This is a genomic window from Ruegeria marisrubri (assembly GCF_001507595.1).
Taxonomy (GTDB): domain Bacteria; phylum Pseudomonadota; class Alphaproteobacteria; order Rhodobacterales; family Rhodobacteraceae; genus Ruegeria; species Ruegeria marisrubri.
The window spans coordinates 39368-54865 of sequence record NZ_LQBQ01000034.1; the positions used below are offsets into that span (position 1 = coordinate 39368).

The 15498-nt window shown below is 63.8% G+C and carries 16 protein-coding genes; 1 reads left to right on the plus strand and 15 read right to left on the minus strand.

What is annotated here, in order from left to right:
* Positions 1-26: 26 nt before the first annotated feature.
* From AVO45_RS12745 to AVO45_RS12810, 14 genes are all read right to left on the minus strand, one after another.
* Positions 27-443, minus strand: a complete 417-nt coding sequence (locus AVO45_RS12745; protein ID WP_068347512.1) for an MAPEG family protein — start codon at positions 441-443, stop codon at positions 27-29.
* Between the two features lie 5 nt (positions 444-448).
* Positions 449-1747, minus strand: a complete 1299-nt coding sequence (gene nuoF, locus AVO45_RS12750) for an NADH-quinone oxidoreductase subunit NuoF (RefSeq protein WP_068347514.1) — start codon at positions 1745-1747, stop codon at positions 449-451.
* 6 nt (positions 1748-1753) lie between these two features.
* Positions 1754-1981 (minus strand): DUF5337 domain-containing protein, encoded by a 228-nt coding sequence (locus AVO45_RS12755; RefSeq protein WP_068347515.1) that lies wholly within the window; start codon positions 1979-1981, stop codon positions 1754-1756.
* Positions 1982-2043: 62 nt separating this feature from the next.
* Positions 2044-3219 carry an NADH-quinone oxidoreductase subunit E gene (locus AVO45_RS12760; protein WP_068347517.1) on the minus strand — a complete coding sequence of 392 codons (1176 nt, stop codon included), beginning with the start codon at positions 3217-3219 and terminating at the stop codon, positions 2044-2046.
* Positions 3219-4433: an NADH-quinone oxidoreductase subunit D gene (locus AVO45_RS12765; protein WP_068348043.1), complete on the minus strand. Its 1215-nt coding sequence runs from the start codon at positions 4431-4433 to the stop codon at positions 3219-3221. Before AVO45_RS12765 ends, AVO45_RS12760 begins: the two co-directional genes overlap by 1 nt.
* 213 nt (positions 4434-4646) lie before the next feature.
* Positions 4647-4820, minus strand: coding sequence for an NADH dehydrogenase (locus AVO45_RS19895; protein ID WP_068347518.1), 174 nt, complete (start codon positions 4818-4820; stop codon positions 4647-4649).
* Positions 4821-5426 carry an NADH-quinone oxidoreductase subunit C gene (locus AVO45_RS12775; protein ID WP_068347520.1) on the minus strand — a complete coding sequence of 202 codons (606 nt, stop codon included), beginning with the start codon at positions 5424-5426 and terminating at the stop codon, positions 4821-4823. It lies immediately after the preceding gene.
* 12 nt (positions 5427-5438) lie between these two features.
* Positions 5439-5972: a NuoB/complex I 20 kDa subunit family protein gene (locus tag AVO45_RS12780; protein ID WP_068347522.1), complete on the minus strand. Its 534-nt coding sequence runs from the start codon at positions 5970-5972 to the stop codon at positions 5439-5441.
* On the minus strand, positions 5963-6328 hold the full coding sequence (locus tag AVO45_RS12785) for an NADH-quinone oxidoreductase subunit A (protein WP_068347523.1): 366 nt from the start codon (positions 6326-6328) through the stop codon (positions 5963-5965). Before AVO45_RS12785 ends, AVO45_RS12780 begins: the two co-directional genes overlap by 10 nt.
* 186 nt (positions 6329-6514) lie before the next feature.
* Positions 6515-7303, minus strand: coding sequence for a crotonase/enoyl-CoA hydratase family protein (locus tag AVO45_RS12790; RefSeq protein ID WP_068348045.1), 789 nt, complete (start codon positions 7301-7303; stop codon positions 6515-6517).
* A gap of 9 nt (positions 7304-7312) precedes the next feature.
* A complete protein-coding gene (locus AVO45_RS12795; protein ID WP_068347525.1) occupies positions 7313-8167 on the minus strand; it encodes a hydroxymethylglutaryl-CoA lyase in 855 nt (284 codons plus the stop codon).
* Positions 8168-8246: 79 nt separating this feature from the next.
* Positions 8247-10178, minus strand: coding sequence for an acetyl/propionyl/methylcrotonyl-CoA carboxylase subunit alpha (locus tag AVO45_RS12800; protein ID WP_068347527.1), 1932 nt, complete (start codon positions 10176-10178; stop codon positions 8247-8249).
* Positions 10179-10262: 84 nt separating this feature from the next.
* Entirely contained in the window at positions 10263-11867 is a 1605-nt protein-coding gene (locus tag AVO45_RS12805; RefSeq protein WP_068347529.1) for a carboxyl transferase domain-containing protein, read from the minus strand.
* The gene (locus tag AVO45_RS12810; RefSeq protein WP_338055972.1) at positions 11864-13327 is read right to left on the minus strand and encodes an AMP-binding protein; all 1464 of its coding nucleotides are present in this window, start codon (positions 13325-13327) and stop codon (positions 11864-11866) included. The genes AVO45_RS12805 and AVO45_RS12810 overlap by 4 nt, the downstream gene beginning before the upstream one ends.
* Before the next feature lie 205 nt (positions 13328-13532).
* On the opposite strand from AVO45_RS12810, the gene AVO45_RS12815 reads away from it, so the two are divergent.
* Positions 13533-14138, plus strand: coding sequence for an OmpW/AlkL family protein (locus AVO45_RS12815; protein WP_068347531.1), 606 nt, complete (start codon positions 13533-13535; stop codon positions 14136-14138).
* 53 nt (positions 14139-14191) lie between these two features.
* Here AVO45_RS12815 and AVO45_RS12820 read toward each other — a convergent pair whose 3' ends face one another.
* Entirely contained in the window at positions 14192-15355 is a 1164-nt protein-coding gene (locus AVO45_RS12820) for an isovaleryl-CoA dehydrogenase (RefSeq protein WP_068347533.1), read from the minus strand.
* Positions 15356-15498 lie beyond the last annotated feature (143 nt).

The window sequence follows — 15498 nt, forward strand, 5'->3', positions numbered from 1 at the left end:
GAGCCTGCGATATGTTTCACATCCGATCAAAACGCAGCCACCAATGCCAGAATTGCCAGACCGACCATGCAGGCCCACCCGGCCACATAGAAAACCGAACGAAGGCCGCTATGCGGTTTGCCGATGCCGCGCAGGTGCACGATCAGCATCGCGACACGGGCCACCAACGCCAGTGAGGCCAGCAGATTGACCCAGAACGGGTTCGCACCCAACAGGATCGCCGCCAGCGTCACGGCCAGAAAGGCCGGCAGCGTTTCGGTGCCGTTCAGATAGGCGCGGTTCAGGCGATAGGCCTTGTCCGAATAATCCTGCTCGGGCGTGGCGCCGGGCGCCAGCCCCCTGCCCTGCTTGGCCAGTGCCGAAAACGGCGACAGGGCCAGAACCAGCAAGGCAAAGATCACCAGTGAGGCGATCGCGTGGGTATATTCGGCAACCAACTGCATTCGGGTTACTCCGCAGCCATCGCGCCCATGCGGCCCGATTTCTGGGCCTTGATGCGATCCTCGATCTCTTCGCGGAAGTTGCGGATCAGGCCCTGGATCGGCCAGGCCGCCGCGTCACCGAGGGCGCAGATCGTGTGGCCTTCGACCTGTTTGGTCACGTCGAACAGCATGTCGATCTCTTCCAACTCGGCCTCGCCGCGCACCAGGCGGTCCATCACCCGCATCATCCAGCCGGTGCCCTCGCGGCACGGCGTGCATTGACCACAGCTTTCGTGCTTGTAGAATTTGGACAGACGCCAGATCGCCTTGATGATGTCGGTCTGCTTGTCCATCACGATCACTGCGGCGGTGCCGAGGCCCGAGCCCAGTTCGTTCCGAAGATAGTCGAAATCCATGATCGCATCGCGCATGTTCTCGCCGCGCACGCAGGGCACGGACGAACCACCGGGGATCACCGCCAGCAGATTGTCCCAGCCGCCGCGAACGCCGCCGCAATGCTTTTCGATCAGTTCCTCGAAGGAAATCGACATCGCCTCTTCGACGACGCAGGGGTTGTTGACGTGACCCGAGATGGCGAACAGCTTGGTGCCCGAGTTGTTGGCGCGGCCGAAACCGGCGAACCACTCGGCGCCACGACGCAGGATGGTGGGCACGACGGCGATGGATTCCACGTTGTTCACGGTGGTCGGACAGCCATACAGGCCCGCGCCCGCCGGGAACGGCGGCTTCATGCGCGGCATGCCCTTCTTGCCTTCAAGGCTTTCGATCAGGGCGGTTTCCTCGCCGCAGATATAGGCGCCTGCGCCATGATGCAGATAAAGGTCGAAATCCCAGCCCGAACCAGCTGCGTTCTTGCCCAGCAGTCCCGCGTCATAGGCTTCGTCGATCGCGGCCTGCAGGGCTTCGCGTTCGCGGATGTACTCGCCACGGATGTAGATGTAGCAGGTATGCGCATTCATCGCGAAAGACGCGATCAGGCAGCCCTCGATCAGCGTGTGCGGATCGTGGCGCATGATCTCGCGGTCCTTGCAGGTGCCGGGCTCCGACTCGTCGGCGTTCACCACCAGGTAAGCCGGCCGGCCATCGCTTTCCTTGGGCATGAAAGACCATTTCAGACCCGTCGGAAAGCCCGCGCCGCCGCGGCCGCGCAGACCGCTGTCCTTCATCGTCTGGATGATCCAGTCGCGCCCCTTGGCGATGATGTCGGCGGTGCCGTCCCAATGACCACGGGCCTGCGCGCCCTTCAGGCTGCGCTCATGCATCCCGTAGATATTGGTAAAGATCCTGTCCTGATCCTTCAGCATGCTTGCCTACCTTTGGCTGTCCTGACGCATGCGCCAGAGTTGAAAAATGTTGATCACCGCATAGATGAGACCGGCCAGCGCGGCAAAATCGAACAGCAGCGCAAAGCGGCCCGGCAATTCCAGCGCGGGGCCGATGAAAAGGGTCAGCGCAAGCCAAGCCACCATGGTCACGGCAATGACCAGTCCGATGTGGCGGCCCTTGCGGGCTATGGCGTGTTCCCTGTCCGTGCTCATCGCTTCCGGCTCATCCCGACGCCCCCGGAAAGGAAGCGTCCCTAGTTTCCAGTGTCCAAGGTCTACTCGTCGTAGATCCCTTCCTTCTTGGCCCGTTTGGCGAACTCGGTTTCTTCACCCGCCGCCAGGCTGGCTGCCTGTTCTATCCAATTGTCCCGTTCGATCCGGCCCTTGAAGCTCAGCCGCTCGTCCACCCAGGCTACTTGATCAGGAGTCCAGGCCGCGATCTGGTCGAAATGGAAAATTCCCAGATCGTTCAGCTTCTCCTCCAGCTTGGGGCCAACGCCCTTCAAAAGCTTCAGATCGTCAGCTCCGCCCTCGCGGGCCGCTTTCAACAGCGGCGGCTGGCCTTCTTCGGCTTCAGTGGTCGTAGTGCCTTCGTAGCGCCAGGTTCCCTTGCGGGCGGCCAGTTCCTCCTGCCCCGGCAGCGGCGCAGACGGCTTGACCTTGGGCGCTTCGACCTTGGCCGCCGGCGCGGGCTCCTTTTTCGGCGCGGCCTTGGGTTTCGCCTTGGCCGCAGGCTTGGGCTTGTCCTTGAGCCACGGTGTCAGCAACGGCACCTCGGTCCCGTCGATCCGCTTGACGGTATCGCCGAGTTCCACCGCAAGCTGGACGCTGGCGTTGTACTGGGTCTTGCCGCTTTCATACTCCGTCAGACTGGTCAGCCCCTTGAGCGGCTCTGCCCCGTAGCGGCCGTTCTGCGGACCCGGCACCGGAACCTTGCCGGCGGCCAGATCATCGATGATCTGCGCGAACTTTTCAGCGGTCAGGTCTTCGTAGTAGTCCTTGCCGATCTGGGCCATGGGCGCGTTCGTGCACGAACCGAGGCATTCCACCTCTTCCCACGAAAACTTGCCGTCCGCCGAAACAGTATGCGGCTTTTCGGCGATCTTTTCCTTGCAGACGGCGATCAGGTCCTCGGCGCCGCAGATCATGCACGAGGTCGTGCCGCAAACCTGAATATGCGCAATGGAACCAACTGGCTGCAGCTGGAACATGAAGTAGAACGAGGCCACCTCGAGCGCCCGGATATAGGCCATGTCCAGCATGTCGGCCACATATTCGATCGCCGGGCGCGACAGCCAGCCTTCCTGCTCCTGCGCACGCCAGAGCAGCGGAATGATCGCGCTGGCCTGGCGGCCTTCGGGATACTTGGTGATCTGCGCCTCGGCCCAGGCCTGATTGGCGGGCGTAAAGGCGAAACTTTCGGGTTGTTCGTGATGCAGGCGGCGGAGCATTAGCGGTCAATCTCTCCAAAAACGACGTCCATGGTTCCGATGATGGCCGCGACGTCGGCCAGTTGATGGCCCTTGGCGACGTGATCCATGGCTTGCAGGTGCAGGTATCCGGGCGCGCGCAGCTTGGCGCGATACGGCTTGTTGGTGCCGTCGGCGACAAGATAGACCCCGAACTCGCCCTTGGGCGCTTCGACGGCGGCATAGACCTCGCCCGCGGGCACGTGGAACCCTTCGGTATACAGCTTGAAGTGATGGATCAGGCTTTCCATCGAGGTCTTCATGTCCGACCGTTTCGGCGGCGTGATCTTGCCACGGGCCAGAACGTCACCGGGGCAGTCGCGCAGCTTGGCGATGGCCTGACGGATGATCGAGATCGACTGGCGCATCTCCTCCATGCGGACGAGATAGCGATCATAGCAGTCGCCGTTCTTGCCGACGGGGATCTGGAACTCGAACTCATCGTAGCATTCATAGGGCTGGGCCCGGCGCAGGTCCCAAGCCAGGCCCGAGCCGCGCACCATCACACCCGAAAACCCGTATTTCTGGATATCGTCCTCGGTCACCACACCGATATCGCAGTTGCGCTGCTTGAAAATGCGGTTTTCCGACAGCAGGCCGTCGATATCGTCCAGAACGTTCGGGAATTCGTGGCTCCAGGCCTCGATATCGTCCAACAGTTCCGGCGGCAGGTCCTGATGCACACCACCGGGGCGGAAATAGGCCGCGTGCAGGCGCGCGCCGCAGGCCCGCTCATAGAACACCATCAGCTTTTCACGCTCTTCAAAACCCCAGAGCGGCGGGGTCAGCGCGCCCACGTCCATCGCCTGCGTGGTCACGTTCAGCAAATGGTTCAGAATGCGGCCGATTTCCGAATACAGAACCCGGATCAGCGAGGCGCGGCGCGGCACCTCGACCCCGGTCAGCTTCTCGATGGCCAGACACCAGGCGTGTTCCTGGTTCATCGGCGCGACATAGTCGAGACGGTCGAAATACGGCAGGTTCTGCAGGTAGGTGCGGCTTTCCATCAGCTTCTCGGTGCCGCGGTGCAGCAGGCCGATATGCGGGTCGCAGCGTTCGACGATCTCGCCGTCCAGTTCCAGCACCAGACGCAACACGCCGTGGGCCGCAGGGTGCTGCGGGCCGAAGTTGATGTTGAAGTTGCGGATCTTCTGCTCGCCCGTCAGAGCGTCTTCGAAGCCCTTGCCGCCATCCATCATCGTGTCTCTCCTGTCCGGGGATCACCCCCGGCTGTTCCATTCGCGCCGGACCGGTCCGGCAAGCGAGGGCCTAAGCGCCGCCCCCGGTTTTTCTTTTTTGCCTCGGCCCGGACACGGACCCTTTCGGCTTCTGCCGCTTTCACCGCCGCCCCGGCCAACAACGCGCCCAGAGCCCCAATGACAACCAGTTCTCCAAGCAACGTCAGCATCTCAGCGGCGCTCCAGTTCCTGCAGCTTCAAGCCCATCCACCACAAAAGGGCGATCGTGCCGAAGGGAACCAGACAGGCCAGCGCCCAGTATTTGTTGATCCCGAAGAACGGCAACAGCTTTACCATCGGGATGATTGTCAGCGCCGAAAGGATCAGCCACCAGATGCCGCCCATTTACTTGGTCTCCTGCTTTTCATCCCCCGGCAGAATGTAGTTTGCACCCTCCCACGGGCTCATGAAGTCGAACTGGCGGTATTCCTGAACCAGCGAGACCGGCTCATAGACAACGCGCTTCTGCGCTTCGTCATAGCGCACCTCGGTGTAACCGGTGGTCGGGAAATCCTTGCGCAGCGGATATCCTCGGAACCCATAGTCGGTCAGGATGCGCCGCAGGTCAGGGTGGCCCGAGAACAGGATGCCGAACATGTCGAACACTTCGCGCTCGAACCAGTTGGCCGAAGGGTGCACATCGACGATCGAGGGCACCATCTCGTCCTCACGGATCGAGACCCGCAGCCGGATGCGATGGTTCTGATACATCGAGAGAAAGTGATAGACGACGTCGAACCGCTTGGCCCGCTCGGGATAGTCCACTGCAGTGATGTCCACGAGGGTCGAAAACTTGCAGTTCTGATCAGACTTCAGATACTCGACGAATTCGACCAGGTTTGACGGGGCCACATCGACGTTCAGTTCACCAAAGCTCACGTCCCATGACAGAACGCAGTCGGGCCGCTTGATCTCGATCAGCGCGCCAAGTTCCTTGAGTGCTTCGCTCATCGGGGTCCCTCCTCAGCGCACGATGGTGCCGGTGCGGCGGATCTTGCGTTGCAGTTGCAACAGACCATAGAGCAGCGCCTCGGCGGTCGGCGGGCAGCCGGGAACGTAGATGTCCACCGGAACGATGCGGTCGCAGCCGCGCACCACCGAATAGGAATAGTGATAATACCCGCCACCATTGGCGCAGGAGCCCATCGAGACCACATAGCGCGGCTCGGGCATCTGGTCGTAGACCTTGCGCAGAGCGGGGGCCATCTTGTTGGTCAGGGTGCCTGCCACGATCATCACGTCCGACTGGCGCGGGGATGCACGCGGCGCAATACCAAACCGCTCGGCGTCATAGCGCGGCATCGAGGTATGCATCATCTCGACCGCGCAGCAGGCGAGGCCGAAGGTCATCCAGTGCAGCGAGCCGGTGCGCGCCCAGTTGATGATGTCCTCGGTCGAGGTCAGCAGGAAACCCTTGTCCTGCAACTCGGCATTCAGAGCCTGGGTGGCGACTTCCTTGTCCACTCCGGCCGTGTTGGCCCCGGTCATCACTCCCATTCCAGGGCCCCTTTCTTCCATTCATAGGCAAAGCCGATGGTCAGCACCGCCAGGAATACCATCATCGACCAGAAGCTCACGTCGCTGAGATCCTTGAAGCCCACGGCCCAGGGAAACAGCATGGCGATTTCGAGGTCGAAGATGATGAAGAGGATCGAGACCAGATAGAACCGGACATCGAATTTCATCCGGGCGTCATCGAATGCGTTGAAGCCGCATTCATAGGCGCTGACCTTTTCGGGGTCGGGATTGCGGACGGCGAGAACGACAGCCGCGAGAATCAGGACGATACCAAGGCCGACGGCTACGGCCAGAAACACCAGGATCGGGAGATATTCCCGCAACAGCTCTTCCACGAGTGGCTCCTTTCCTGCGCATCCCGACCGGGACGCGCCGTCAATTGGCGTGTTGACTGGCCATTCTCTAGCCGCGCAGGCCCAGAGGGTCAACCAAGCACACGCGCCTGAGGGTGGTTAAATCAGCGCACCAGTGGCCCGGATTTTCAGAAATTTTCGCAAACGGCTACCGCCGGGCAACAAGCGTCAAACCTGTTTGTTCCATGCAGGTTTTCGCTTGTCGAAAAAGGCACTGATTCCCTCGCGGGCCTCTTCCGTCTCCCAGCGGTCGACAAGCGCCCGGATCGTGTGGTCGATCACCGCGTCATCCACCCTTGGCCCCAGATCGCGCACCAGCTGCTTGGCCGAGGCCACGGCGCCGGGCGCGCAGGAGAGATAGGGCAGAACCTCGGCCTCGACCGCATCGGCCAGTTGATCGGCGGGCACCGCTTTGGCCAGCAGCCCCAGCTCGACTGCCTCGGCCGCGTCGAACAGGCGCGCCGACATGAACACCCGCCGCGCCCGCGCCTCGCCCATGCGGGCTACGACATAGGGTCCGATGGTTGCCGGAATCAGCCCAAGGCGCGTTTCGGTCAGGCCCATCTTCAGGCTGTCCACCCCGATCGCGATGTCACAGACCGAGGCCATGCCGACACCCCCGCCAAAGGCATTGCCCTGCAGCGCGCCGATCACCGGCTTGGGCAGCGTATTGATCGCCTGCAGCATCTCGGCCAGCTTGCGGGCCTCGACAAAGCGGGTTTCCGGGTCGGCCGCCATCTGGTCCTGCATCCAGCCCAGATCGCCTCCGGCACAGAAGGTCTTGCCGGCGCCTGTCAGGATCACCACGCGAACGGCGTCATCCTCGCCCAGCTGCATTGCCGCGGCGGTCAGGTCCGCCAGCATCTGCGCCGACATCGCATTGTGCTTTTCGGGCCGGTTGAGTGTCAGGGTCGCGACGCCACGGGCGTCGGTTTCGATGGCAACCGTTTCAAACATGTCCATTCCTCATCCCGCCCGCATGGCGCGGGCCATATCAGCTGCTTCCTGCAAGACCGAGGCGTCCAGCCCGGTCTGGTAGCCCAGCCGCTCCAGATGCGCCGCCACCTTCTCGGTCGCGACATTGCCCGCCGCGCCGGGTGCATAGGGGCATCCCCCCAGCCCGCCGACGGCCGCGTCGAACACCCGCACGCCCAGAGACAAAGAGGCGTCGATGTTGTCGATCGCACGGCCCGCCGTGTCGTGGTAGTGGCCCGCCAGACGGGTCACCGGCACCCGCTCGCGCACCGCCAGCAACATGCGCGCGATCGTGTCGGGCGTGCCCTGCCCGATCGTGTCGCCCAGCGAGATCTCATAACAGCCCAGCGAGAACAGCCGATCCGCCACCTCGGCCACCTTCTCGGGCGGCGTCGGCCCGTCATAGGGGCAGTCGGTGACGCACGAGACATAGCCACGCACCGGCAGGTCGATATGGCGCGCGGCCTCGAGGATCGGCACGAAACGCTCGATCGATTCCTCGATCGTGGCGTTGATGTTGGCCTTGGAGAACCCTTCCGAGGCCGATGCAAAGACAGCGATCTCATCCGCCTTGGCGGCCAACGCGTCCTCGTAGCCGCGCATGTTCGGTGTCAGGGCGGCGTAGCGGACGCCAGGCGCGCGCCTGATACCGGCCAGAACCTCGGCGCTGCCGGCCATCTGCGGCACCCATTTGGGCGAAACGAAGCTGGCCACCTCGATCCTGCTGAACCCGGCCCGGCTGAGGCAATCGACCAGGGCGATCTTTTCCGAGACCGGAATCTCTCGCTTTTCATTCTGCAGGCCGTCGCGCGGACCCACTTCAAAGATTTCGACCCGTTCGTCCATTCTGCCACTCCCTGTATTTGCCCGGTTCGGATACGGAACCCGGGCGGCGGCCACTTGGCAAGCCCAATCCGGGCTTGCGCTATTCTTCTTCCAGACGCACCAGCGCGGCGCCGGCCTCGACCTGGCTGCCGGCGGCGGCCAGAACCTCGGCCACCACGCCATCGCGCGCGGCCAGCAGCGAGTGCTCCATCTTCATCGCTTCGAGGGTCGCCAGCCTGTCGCCCTCTTTCACCGCCTGCCCGGCCTCGGCGAAGACCGCCTTGACCAGCCCCGGCATCGGGGCCTCGATCACATTGGTATCCCCGGCCGCGCCGATGTCGCGATCCAGCGGGTCCACCACCTCGAACGCCAAGCCGTAAGCATCGAACACCGTGACGGTCGAGCCCGACACCGCCACGTCGGGCATGGGCCGCCCGCCGACCATCCATCGCCCGTCGCGCCGCTCGGCGACGACCTGAGCCTCTCCGACCTGCCAGAGCTGCCGATCCGGCCCCTCGACCTGCACATCGAGGTCAACTGCTTCGTCCTGCCACTCCACATGCACGGCGCGGTGCAGCGGAACCCACAGGGTAAAGCCGGTGTCATCGCTCGGCTCAGTAAGCCCCAGCGCGGTCATCGCTGCGGCCACGACATGGCGAGGTTCTGCGATGGGCGCTTGCACCAGCGCATCGAGATCGCGGCCGATGAGGCCGGTATCGACGTCCCCTGCCGCAAACCCCTTGTGCCGGGTCAGTGCGCCCAGGAAGGCCAGGTTGGTGACGGTGCCGCCCACCTGCGTTTCGTTCAGAGCGCGGTTCATCGTCGCCAGCGCCACTTCGCGAGTCGGCCCGTGCACGATGACCTTGGCGATCATCGGGTCATACCAAGGGCTGATCGTGTCGCCCGCGCGGACGCCGCTGTCGGCGCGGCAGATCGCCGGGAACTGAAGATGCGTCAGGGTGCCGGTTGCGGGCAGGAATCCTTTTGGCACGTCCTCGGCGTAAAGTCGCGCTTCGAAGGCGTGGCCATTGATCGCCAACTCGTCCTGCCGCTTGGGCAGGCTTTCCCCGGCTGCCACCCGCAACTGCCATTCCACCAGGTCGACGCCGGTGATCGCCTCGGTCACGGGATGTTCGACCTGCAGGCGGGTGTTCATCTCCATGAACCAGAAGCGGTCGGGGCGCAGCCCTTCGGAGGCATCGACGATGAATTCCACGGTGCCCGCGCCCTTGTAGCCGATGGCCTCGGCCGCGCGCACGCCCGCCTGCCCCATCGCCTCGCGCATCTCGGGGGTCATGCCGGGGGCCGGCGCTTCCTCGATCACCTTCTGGTGGCGACGCTGCAACGAGCAGTCGCGCTCGAAAAGATGCACGGCGTGGGTTCCGTCGCCAAAGATCTGCACCTCGATATGGCGGGGCTTGGCCACGAATTTCTCGACCAGCACGGCATCATTGCCGAAGGCGGTTCTGGCCTCGCCCCGGGCGCTGTCCAGTGCCGCGGCGAAATCCGCCGGTTTCTCGACCAGCCGCATCCCCTTGCCGCCGCCACCGGCGACGGCCTTGATCAGAACCGGATAGCCGATGGCATCGGCCGCGCCCGAGAGGTGTTCGGGATCCTGGTTGTCGCCGTGATAGCCGGGGACGACCGGCACGCCTGCCTTTTCCATCAGCGCCTTGGCCGCGTCCTTGAGGCCCATCTTGCGGATCGCGTCGGCCGACGGGCCAATGAAGACAAGGCCGGCGGCCTCGACCGCCTCGACGAAATCGGGGTTTTCCGAGAGAAAGCCATAGCCGGGGTGGATGGCCTGCGCGCCGGTCTCCAGCGCGGCCTGGATGATCACGTCGCCCTTCAGATAACTGTCAGCCGGAGCCGCGCCGCCGATATGCACCGCCTCGTCGGCCATCTTCACATGTTTGGCGGCTGCGTCCGCATCGGAATAGACGGCGACGCAGGCGACGCCCATGGACTGGGCCGTTTCCATGACGCGGCAGGCAATCTCTCCGCGGTTTGCAATCAGGATCTTGTCGAACATGGGGTTGGTCCTTTGTTTCAGACGTCGGACCGGGGGCTCTGCCCCCGGACCCCCGGAGTATTTTTCAAAAGATGAAGCACGGGCCTACATCCGGAACACGCCAAAGCGCGTGTCCTTGATGGGTGCGTTCAGCGCGGCGCTGAGCGACAAGGCCAGCACGTCGCGGCTCTTGCGCGGGTCGATGATGCCGTCATCCCACAGCCGCGCCGAGGCGTAGAGCGGGTGGGACTGGCGTTCGAACATCTCGAGCGTGGGGCGCTTGAACTCGGCCTCTTCCTCGGCCGACCAGGTACCCCCGGCGCGTTCGATCCCGTCGCGTTTGACGGTGGCAAGAACACCCGCAGCCTGTTCGCCGCCCATGACCGAGATGCGGGAATTGGGCCAGGTCCACAGGAAGCGGGGCTGATAGGCGCGGCCGGCCATGCCGTAATTGCCTGCCCCGAAGGAGCCGCCCACCAGCATGGTGATCTTGGGCACGCTGGTGGTGGCGACCGCCGTCACCATCTTGGCCCCGTGCCGCGCGATGCCTTCGTTCTCGTATTTGCGGCCCACCATGAAGCCGGTGATGTTTTGCAGGAAGACCAGCGGGATCTTGCGCTGGCTGCACAGCTCGACGAAATGCGCGCCTTTCTGGGCGGCCTCGGAGAACAGCACGCCGTTGTTGGCGATGATCCCGACGGGACAGCCTTTGACATGGGCAAACCCGGTCACCAGCGTCTCGCCGAAGCGCGGCTTGAACTCGTCGAAGCGCGAGCCATCGACCAGGCGCGCGATCACCTCGCGGATGTCATAGGGAGTGCGCAGATCGGCCGGCACGACGCCCAGGATTTCTTCGGGGTCATAGGCCGGGTCCTCGGGGCTGGCCCAGTCCACCGTCTGAGGCTTGCGGCGGTTTAGCGATTTCACCGCCCGGCGCGCCAGCGCCAGCGCGTGGGCATCATCCTCGGCCAGATAGTCGGCCACGCCAGACAGGCGCGTGTGCACGTCGCCGCCGCCCAGGTCTTCGGCGCTGACGACCTCGCCCGTCGCCGCCTTGACCAGAGGGGGGCCGGCCAGGAAGATCGTGCCCTGTTCCTTGACGATGATGGTCACGTCGGACATGGCCGGCACATAAGCGCCGCCTGCGGTGCACGACCCCATGACCACGGCGATCTGCGGGATGCCGCGGGCCGACATCCGCGCCTGGTTGTAGAAGATGCGGCCAAAGTGGTCGCGGTCGGGAAAGACCTCGTCCTGGTTGGGCAGGTTCGCGCCGCCGCTGTCCACCAGATAGATGCAGGGCAGATGGTTTTCCTCGGCGATCTCCTGCGCGCGCAGGTGCTTTTTGACCGTCATCGGGTAATAGGTGCCGCCCTTCACGGTGGCGTCGTTGCAGACCACCATGACCTCTTGCCCCTGCACCCGGCCGATGCCCGCGATGACGCCGGCACAGGGGGCAGCATTGTCATACATGTCATGTGCCGCCGTTGCGCCGATTTCGAGGAAGGGCGAACCCGGATCCAGCAGGTTCGCCACCCGCCGGCGCGGCAACATCTTGCCCCGCGCCTCGTGCCGGGCGCGCGATTTCTCGCCCCCGCCCATGCGGGCGGCTTCGGCGGCGGCGGAGATCTGGGCCAGCGCCTCGAGATGCGCGGCGCGGTTTGCCTTGAAGCCCTCGGACGCGGGCATCGCCTTGGATGTGAGTTTCACTTTTCAACCTCCAGTTCCGCCGCGGCGCGACGTTTCAGTTCCTTGCGTATCACCTTGCCGGTCACCGTCATCGGCAACGCATCGAGAAACGCGATTTCCCTTGGGTAGGAATAATGTGCAAGCCGGTCCTTGACCCAATCCTGAAGCTCGCGTTCCCCGACCTCGGCCCTAGGTTTCAGAACCACATAGGCCTTGACGATCTCGGTCCGCAGCGGGTCGGGCTTGCCGACCACGCCCACCGTGGCCACGGCCGGGTGGGTCAGCAGGCAATCCTCGATCTCGGCCGGGCCGATACGGTAACCAGCCGAAGTGATCACGTCATCCTCGCGGCCGACAAAGCGCAGATAGTCGCCCTCCCACACGCCGCGGTCGCCGGTGATCAGCCAGTCGCCGCGAAACTTCTCGGCCGTGGCCTGCGGGTTGCGCCAGTATTCCAGCAACATCGAGGCCGAGCCGCGCCGGATGGCCACATCGCCCTCTTCATCGGTCGGGTTGCCAGCCTGGTCGAGCACTGCAACCTCGTGCCCCGGCACCGGCTTGCCGATGCAGCCCGGGCGAACCGGGAAGTCCTCCGCGCAGGAAGACACCACCATGTTGCATTCGGTCTGACCATAGAATTCGTTGATCGTCAGGCCAAAGGCTTTCTCTCCCCAGGCCAGCATCTCGGCACCCAGCGGTTCGCCGCCCGAGGCGACCGAGCGCAGGCCCGGAATGGACTGATCCGCCGCCTTGAGCATCCTCAGCGCGGTCGGCGGAAAGAACACGTTGCGCACGCAACCGCGCGAGATCACCTCGGCGCAGGCTTCGGGGGTGAACTTGTCCAGCCGCGCGGCGACAACCGGAATGCCCAGTGCCAGCCCCGGCATGAGCACATCGAACAACCCGCCGATCCATGCCCAGTCGGCGGGCGTCCACAGGCAGTCGCCCTTACGCAAGTGATTGTGGCTGATGGACACTCCCGGCAGATGGCCGGTCAGAACGCGGTGGCCATGCAGGGCGCCCTTGGGGCTGCCCGTGGTGCCGGAGGTATAGATCAGCACCGCCGGATCTTCGGGGCCGGTGTCGGCGAAGGGCAGCGGGTCTCCCTCTTCCCCCATTTCGGCGGCGATCAGCGGGGTCGCAAGATCGCCCAACAGCCCCGCCCCGTCGGCGTCGGTCAGAACGATCTGCAGCCCGGCATCCGAGATGCGGGTTCGCAGTGCGTCACGCTCGAAGAGCTTGAACAGGGGAACCGAGATCGCGCCGATCTTCCAGATGGCCAGATGCGCGGCAGCGCACCAGGGCGACTGGCTGAGCAGAACACCCACCCGGTCGCCGGGCCGGACTCGGCGCTGCAACGCCCGGGCGATTCCATTGGTCATGGCGGACAGCGCACCAAAGGTCACAATGCCCTTTGACCCGCCTGTCAGGTCCACGATCGCGGTTTGCCCGTCCGGGCGCGCCAGGCACTGGCGCGCCATGTTCAAGCGTGCTGGGATGTCCCAGCCACCATCCGGGCGCAAACCGGGTATGACCTCAGCGGGACGCAAAGCGTTTTCCCCTTTCTTTGCAGGGGCTTGCACGGCCAGAAACTCGCCGACCATTCGCATGAAGTTGATGCAGATCAGAGTCAGGGCATGACACGGCAGTTAATTTGTCCGCGTCAACAACCCCAAAGGCATGAGAATGAACAAGAAATTCGCCATTTTGACACTCTCCACCGCGCTGGTCGCCCTGTCCGCCCCTGCCTTCGCCCAATCGCAAGGTGACTGGACCGTCGGCGTCGGTGTCGGCTATGTGGATCCGAAATCCGACAACGGCACGCTGGCCGGATTCAGCGCCGAGGTCGACTCGGACGTGCGCCCGATCTTTACCGTCGAATACTTCATCCGGGACAATCTGGGCATCGAGCTGCTGGCCGCGACGCCCTTTGAACATGACGTGACCCTCGGCGGCAGCGTCGACGCGGGCAGCGTCAAGCACCTGCCGCCCACCCTGTCGCTGAACTATCACTTCCCGACCAACAGCGCTTGGAAACCCTATGTTGGTGCCGGTCTGAACTACACCACCTTCTTCGACGAAGAGTCGCCGCTGGGTGACCTCAAGGTTGACGACTCGTTTGGTGTCGCGCTGCAGGCAGGTCTGGACTACATGGTTTCGGACGCCGGCGCCGTGCGCCTGAACGTGCGCTGGATCGACATCGACTCGGACGTCTCGCTGAACGGTACCGATATCGGCACAGTCGAAATCGACCCGTGGGTGTTCGCCGCGTCCTACGTGCATCGCTTCTGATCCCTTGATCGACAACGCCCCGCGGGCCCCTCGGCCGCGGGGCGTTTATTCATTCAGAGCATCTCGCTCATCAGCTCGCGCCCGATCAGCATCCGGCGGATTTCGCTGGTGCCCGCGCCAATCTCCATCAGCTTGGCATCGCGGAAGATACGGCTGACCGCCGCATCCGACAGGAACCCGGCCCCACCCATGGCCTGCACGGCCTGGTGGGCCTGAACCATCGCCTGCTCGGACGCGTAGAGACAGCACGCCGCCGCATCCTGGCGGGTCACGTCTCCCCGGTCACAGGCCTTGGCGACCTCGTAGATATAGGCCCGCGCCGAGTTCATCGCGGTGTACATGTCGGCGATCTTGCCCTGCATCAACTGGAAGGTGCCTATCGGCTTGCCGAACTGCTTGCGCTCGGCCAGGTAGGGCATGATCTCGTCCAGACAGGCCGCCATGATGCCGGTGCCGATCCCGGCCAGAACCACACGCTCGTAGTCGAGGCCCGACATCAACACGGCGACGCCCTTGCCCTCTTCGCCCAGAACGTTTTCGAAGGGAACTTCGACGTCTTCAAAGATCAGTTCGGCCGTGTTCGACCCCCGCATACCCAGCTTGTCGAAATGGGGCGAGGTCGAGAACCCTTTCATCTCTTTCTCGATGAGGAAGGCCGTGATGCCCTTGGACCCGGCCTCCGGGTCGGTCTTGGCATAGACCACCAGCGTGTCGGCGTCGGGACCGTTGGTGATCCAGTACTTGTTGCCGTTCAGGCGGTAGTGGTCATTGCGCTTTTCGGCGCGCAGCTTCATCGACACCACGTCCGAACCGGCGCCCGCCTCGGACATGGCCAGCGCGCCCACATGGTCTCCCGAGATCAGGCGCGGCAGGTATTTCTTCTTCTGCTCGTCGTTGCCGTTCAGCTTGATCTGGTTCACACACAGGTTGGAATGCGCACCGTAGGACAGCGAAACCGAGGCCGAGGCCCGCGCGATTTCCTCGACAGCGACGACATGCGCCAGATAGGACATGCCTGCCCCGCCGTATTCTTCGGGGACGGTGATGCCGAGCAGGCCCAGATCGCCCATTTCCTTCCACAGATGGTTCGGAAACTCGTTGCTCGCGTCGATCTCGGCCGCCATCGGCTTGACCCGCTCCTGGGCCCAGCGATGCACCATTTCACGCAGTGCGTTCACATCGTCGCCCAGATCGAATTGCATAGTCGCAGTGAACATCTGCGCTCTCCCTCTTTCGCGTTAATGAACAACTGTTCAATAAACGAATACCAGCGAATCCCGCTTCGGTCAACGATTGCTTTCGCGCCCCGGCGACGCCAAGGCGCGAAACACGCCGCCTCATGAAAGAAGCGCGCGAGACA

What these genes read in the sequence shown, in the direction of transcription:
- AVO45_RS12810 (WP_338055972.1), bottom strand. Translation starts at nt 13,327, where the DNA reads ATGGCGCGCCAGTGCCTGGCGCGCCCGGACGGGCAAACCGCGATCGTG.
- AVO45_RS12775 (WP_068347520.1), bottom strand. Translation starts at nt 5,426, where the DNA reads ATGAGCGAAGCACTCAAGGAACTTGGCGCGCTGATCGAGATCAAGCGG.
- AVO45_RS12755 (WP_068347515.1), bottom strand. Translation starts at nt 1,981, where the DNA reads ATGAGCACGGACAGGGAACACGCCATAGCCCGCAAGGGCCGCCACATC.
- nuoF (WP_068347514.1), bottom strand. Translation starts at nt 1,747, where the DNA reads ATGCTGAAGGATCAGGACAGGATCTTTACCAATATCTACGGGATGCAT.
- AVO45_RS12800 (WP_068347527.1), bottom strand. Translation starts at nt 10,178, where the DNA reads ATGTTCGACAAGATCCTGATTGCAAACCGCGGAGAGATTGCCTGCCGC.
- AVO45_RS12760 (WP_068347517.1), bottom strand. Translation starts at nt 3,219, where the DNA reads ATGCTCCGCCGCCTGCATCACGAACAACCCGAAAGTTTCGCCTTTACG.
- AVO45_RS12820 (WP_068347533.1), bottom strand. Translation starts at nt 15,355, where the DNA reads ATGTTCACTGCGACTATGCAATTCGATCTGGGCGACGATGTGAACGCA.
- AVO45_RS12765 (WP_068348043.1), bottom strand. Translation starts at nt 4,433, where the DNA reads ATGGATGGCGGCAAGGGCTTCGAAGACGCTCTGACGGGCGAGCAGAAG.
- AVO45_RS19895 (WP_068347518.1), bottom strand. Translation starts at nt 4,820, where the DNA reads ATGGGCGGCATCTGGTGGCTGATCCTTTCGGCGCTGACAATCATCCCG.
- AVO45_RS12780 (WP_068347522.1), bottom strand. Translation starts at nt 5,972, where the DNA reads ATGGGAGTGATGACCGGGGCCAACACGGCCGGAGTGGACAAGGAAGTC.
- AVO45_RS12815 (WP_068347531.1), top strand. Translation starts at nt 13,533, where the DNA reads ATGAACAAGAAATTCGCCATTTTGACACTCTCCACCGCGCTGGTCGCC.
- AVO45_RS12795 (WP_068347525.1), bottom strand. Translation starts at nt 8,167, where the DNA reads ATGGACGAACGGGTCGAAATCTTTGAAGTGGGTCCGCGCGACGGCCTG.
- AVO45_RS12745 (WP_068347512.1), bottom strand. Translation starts at nt 443, where the DNA reads ATGCAGTTGGTTGCCGAATATACCCACGCGATCGCCTCACTGGTGATC.
- AVO45_RS12790 (WP_068348045.1), bottom strand. Translation starts at nt 7,303, where the DNA reads ATGTTTGAAACGGTTGCCATCGAAACCGACGCCCGTGGCGTCGCGACC.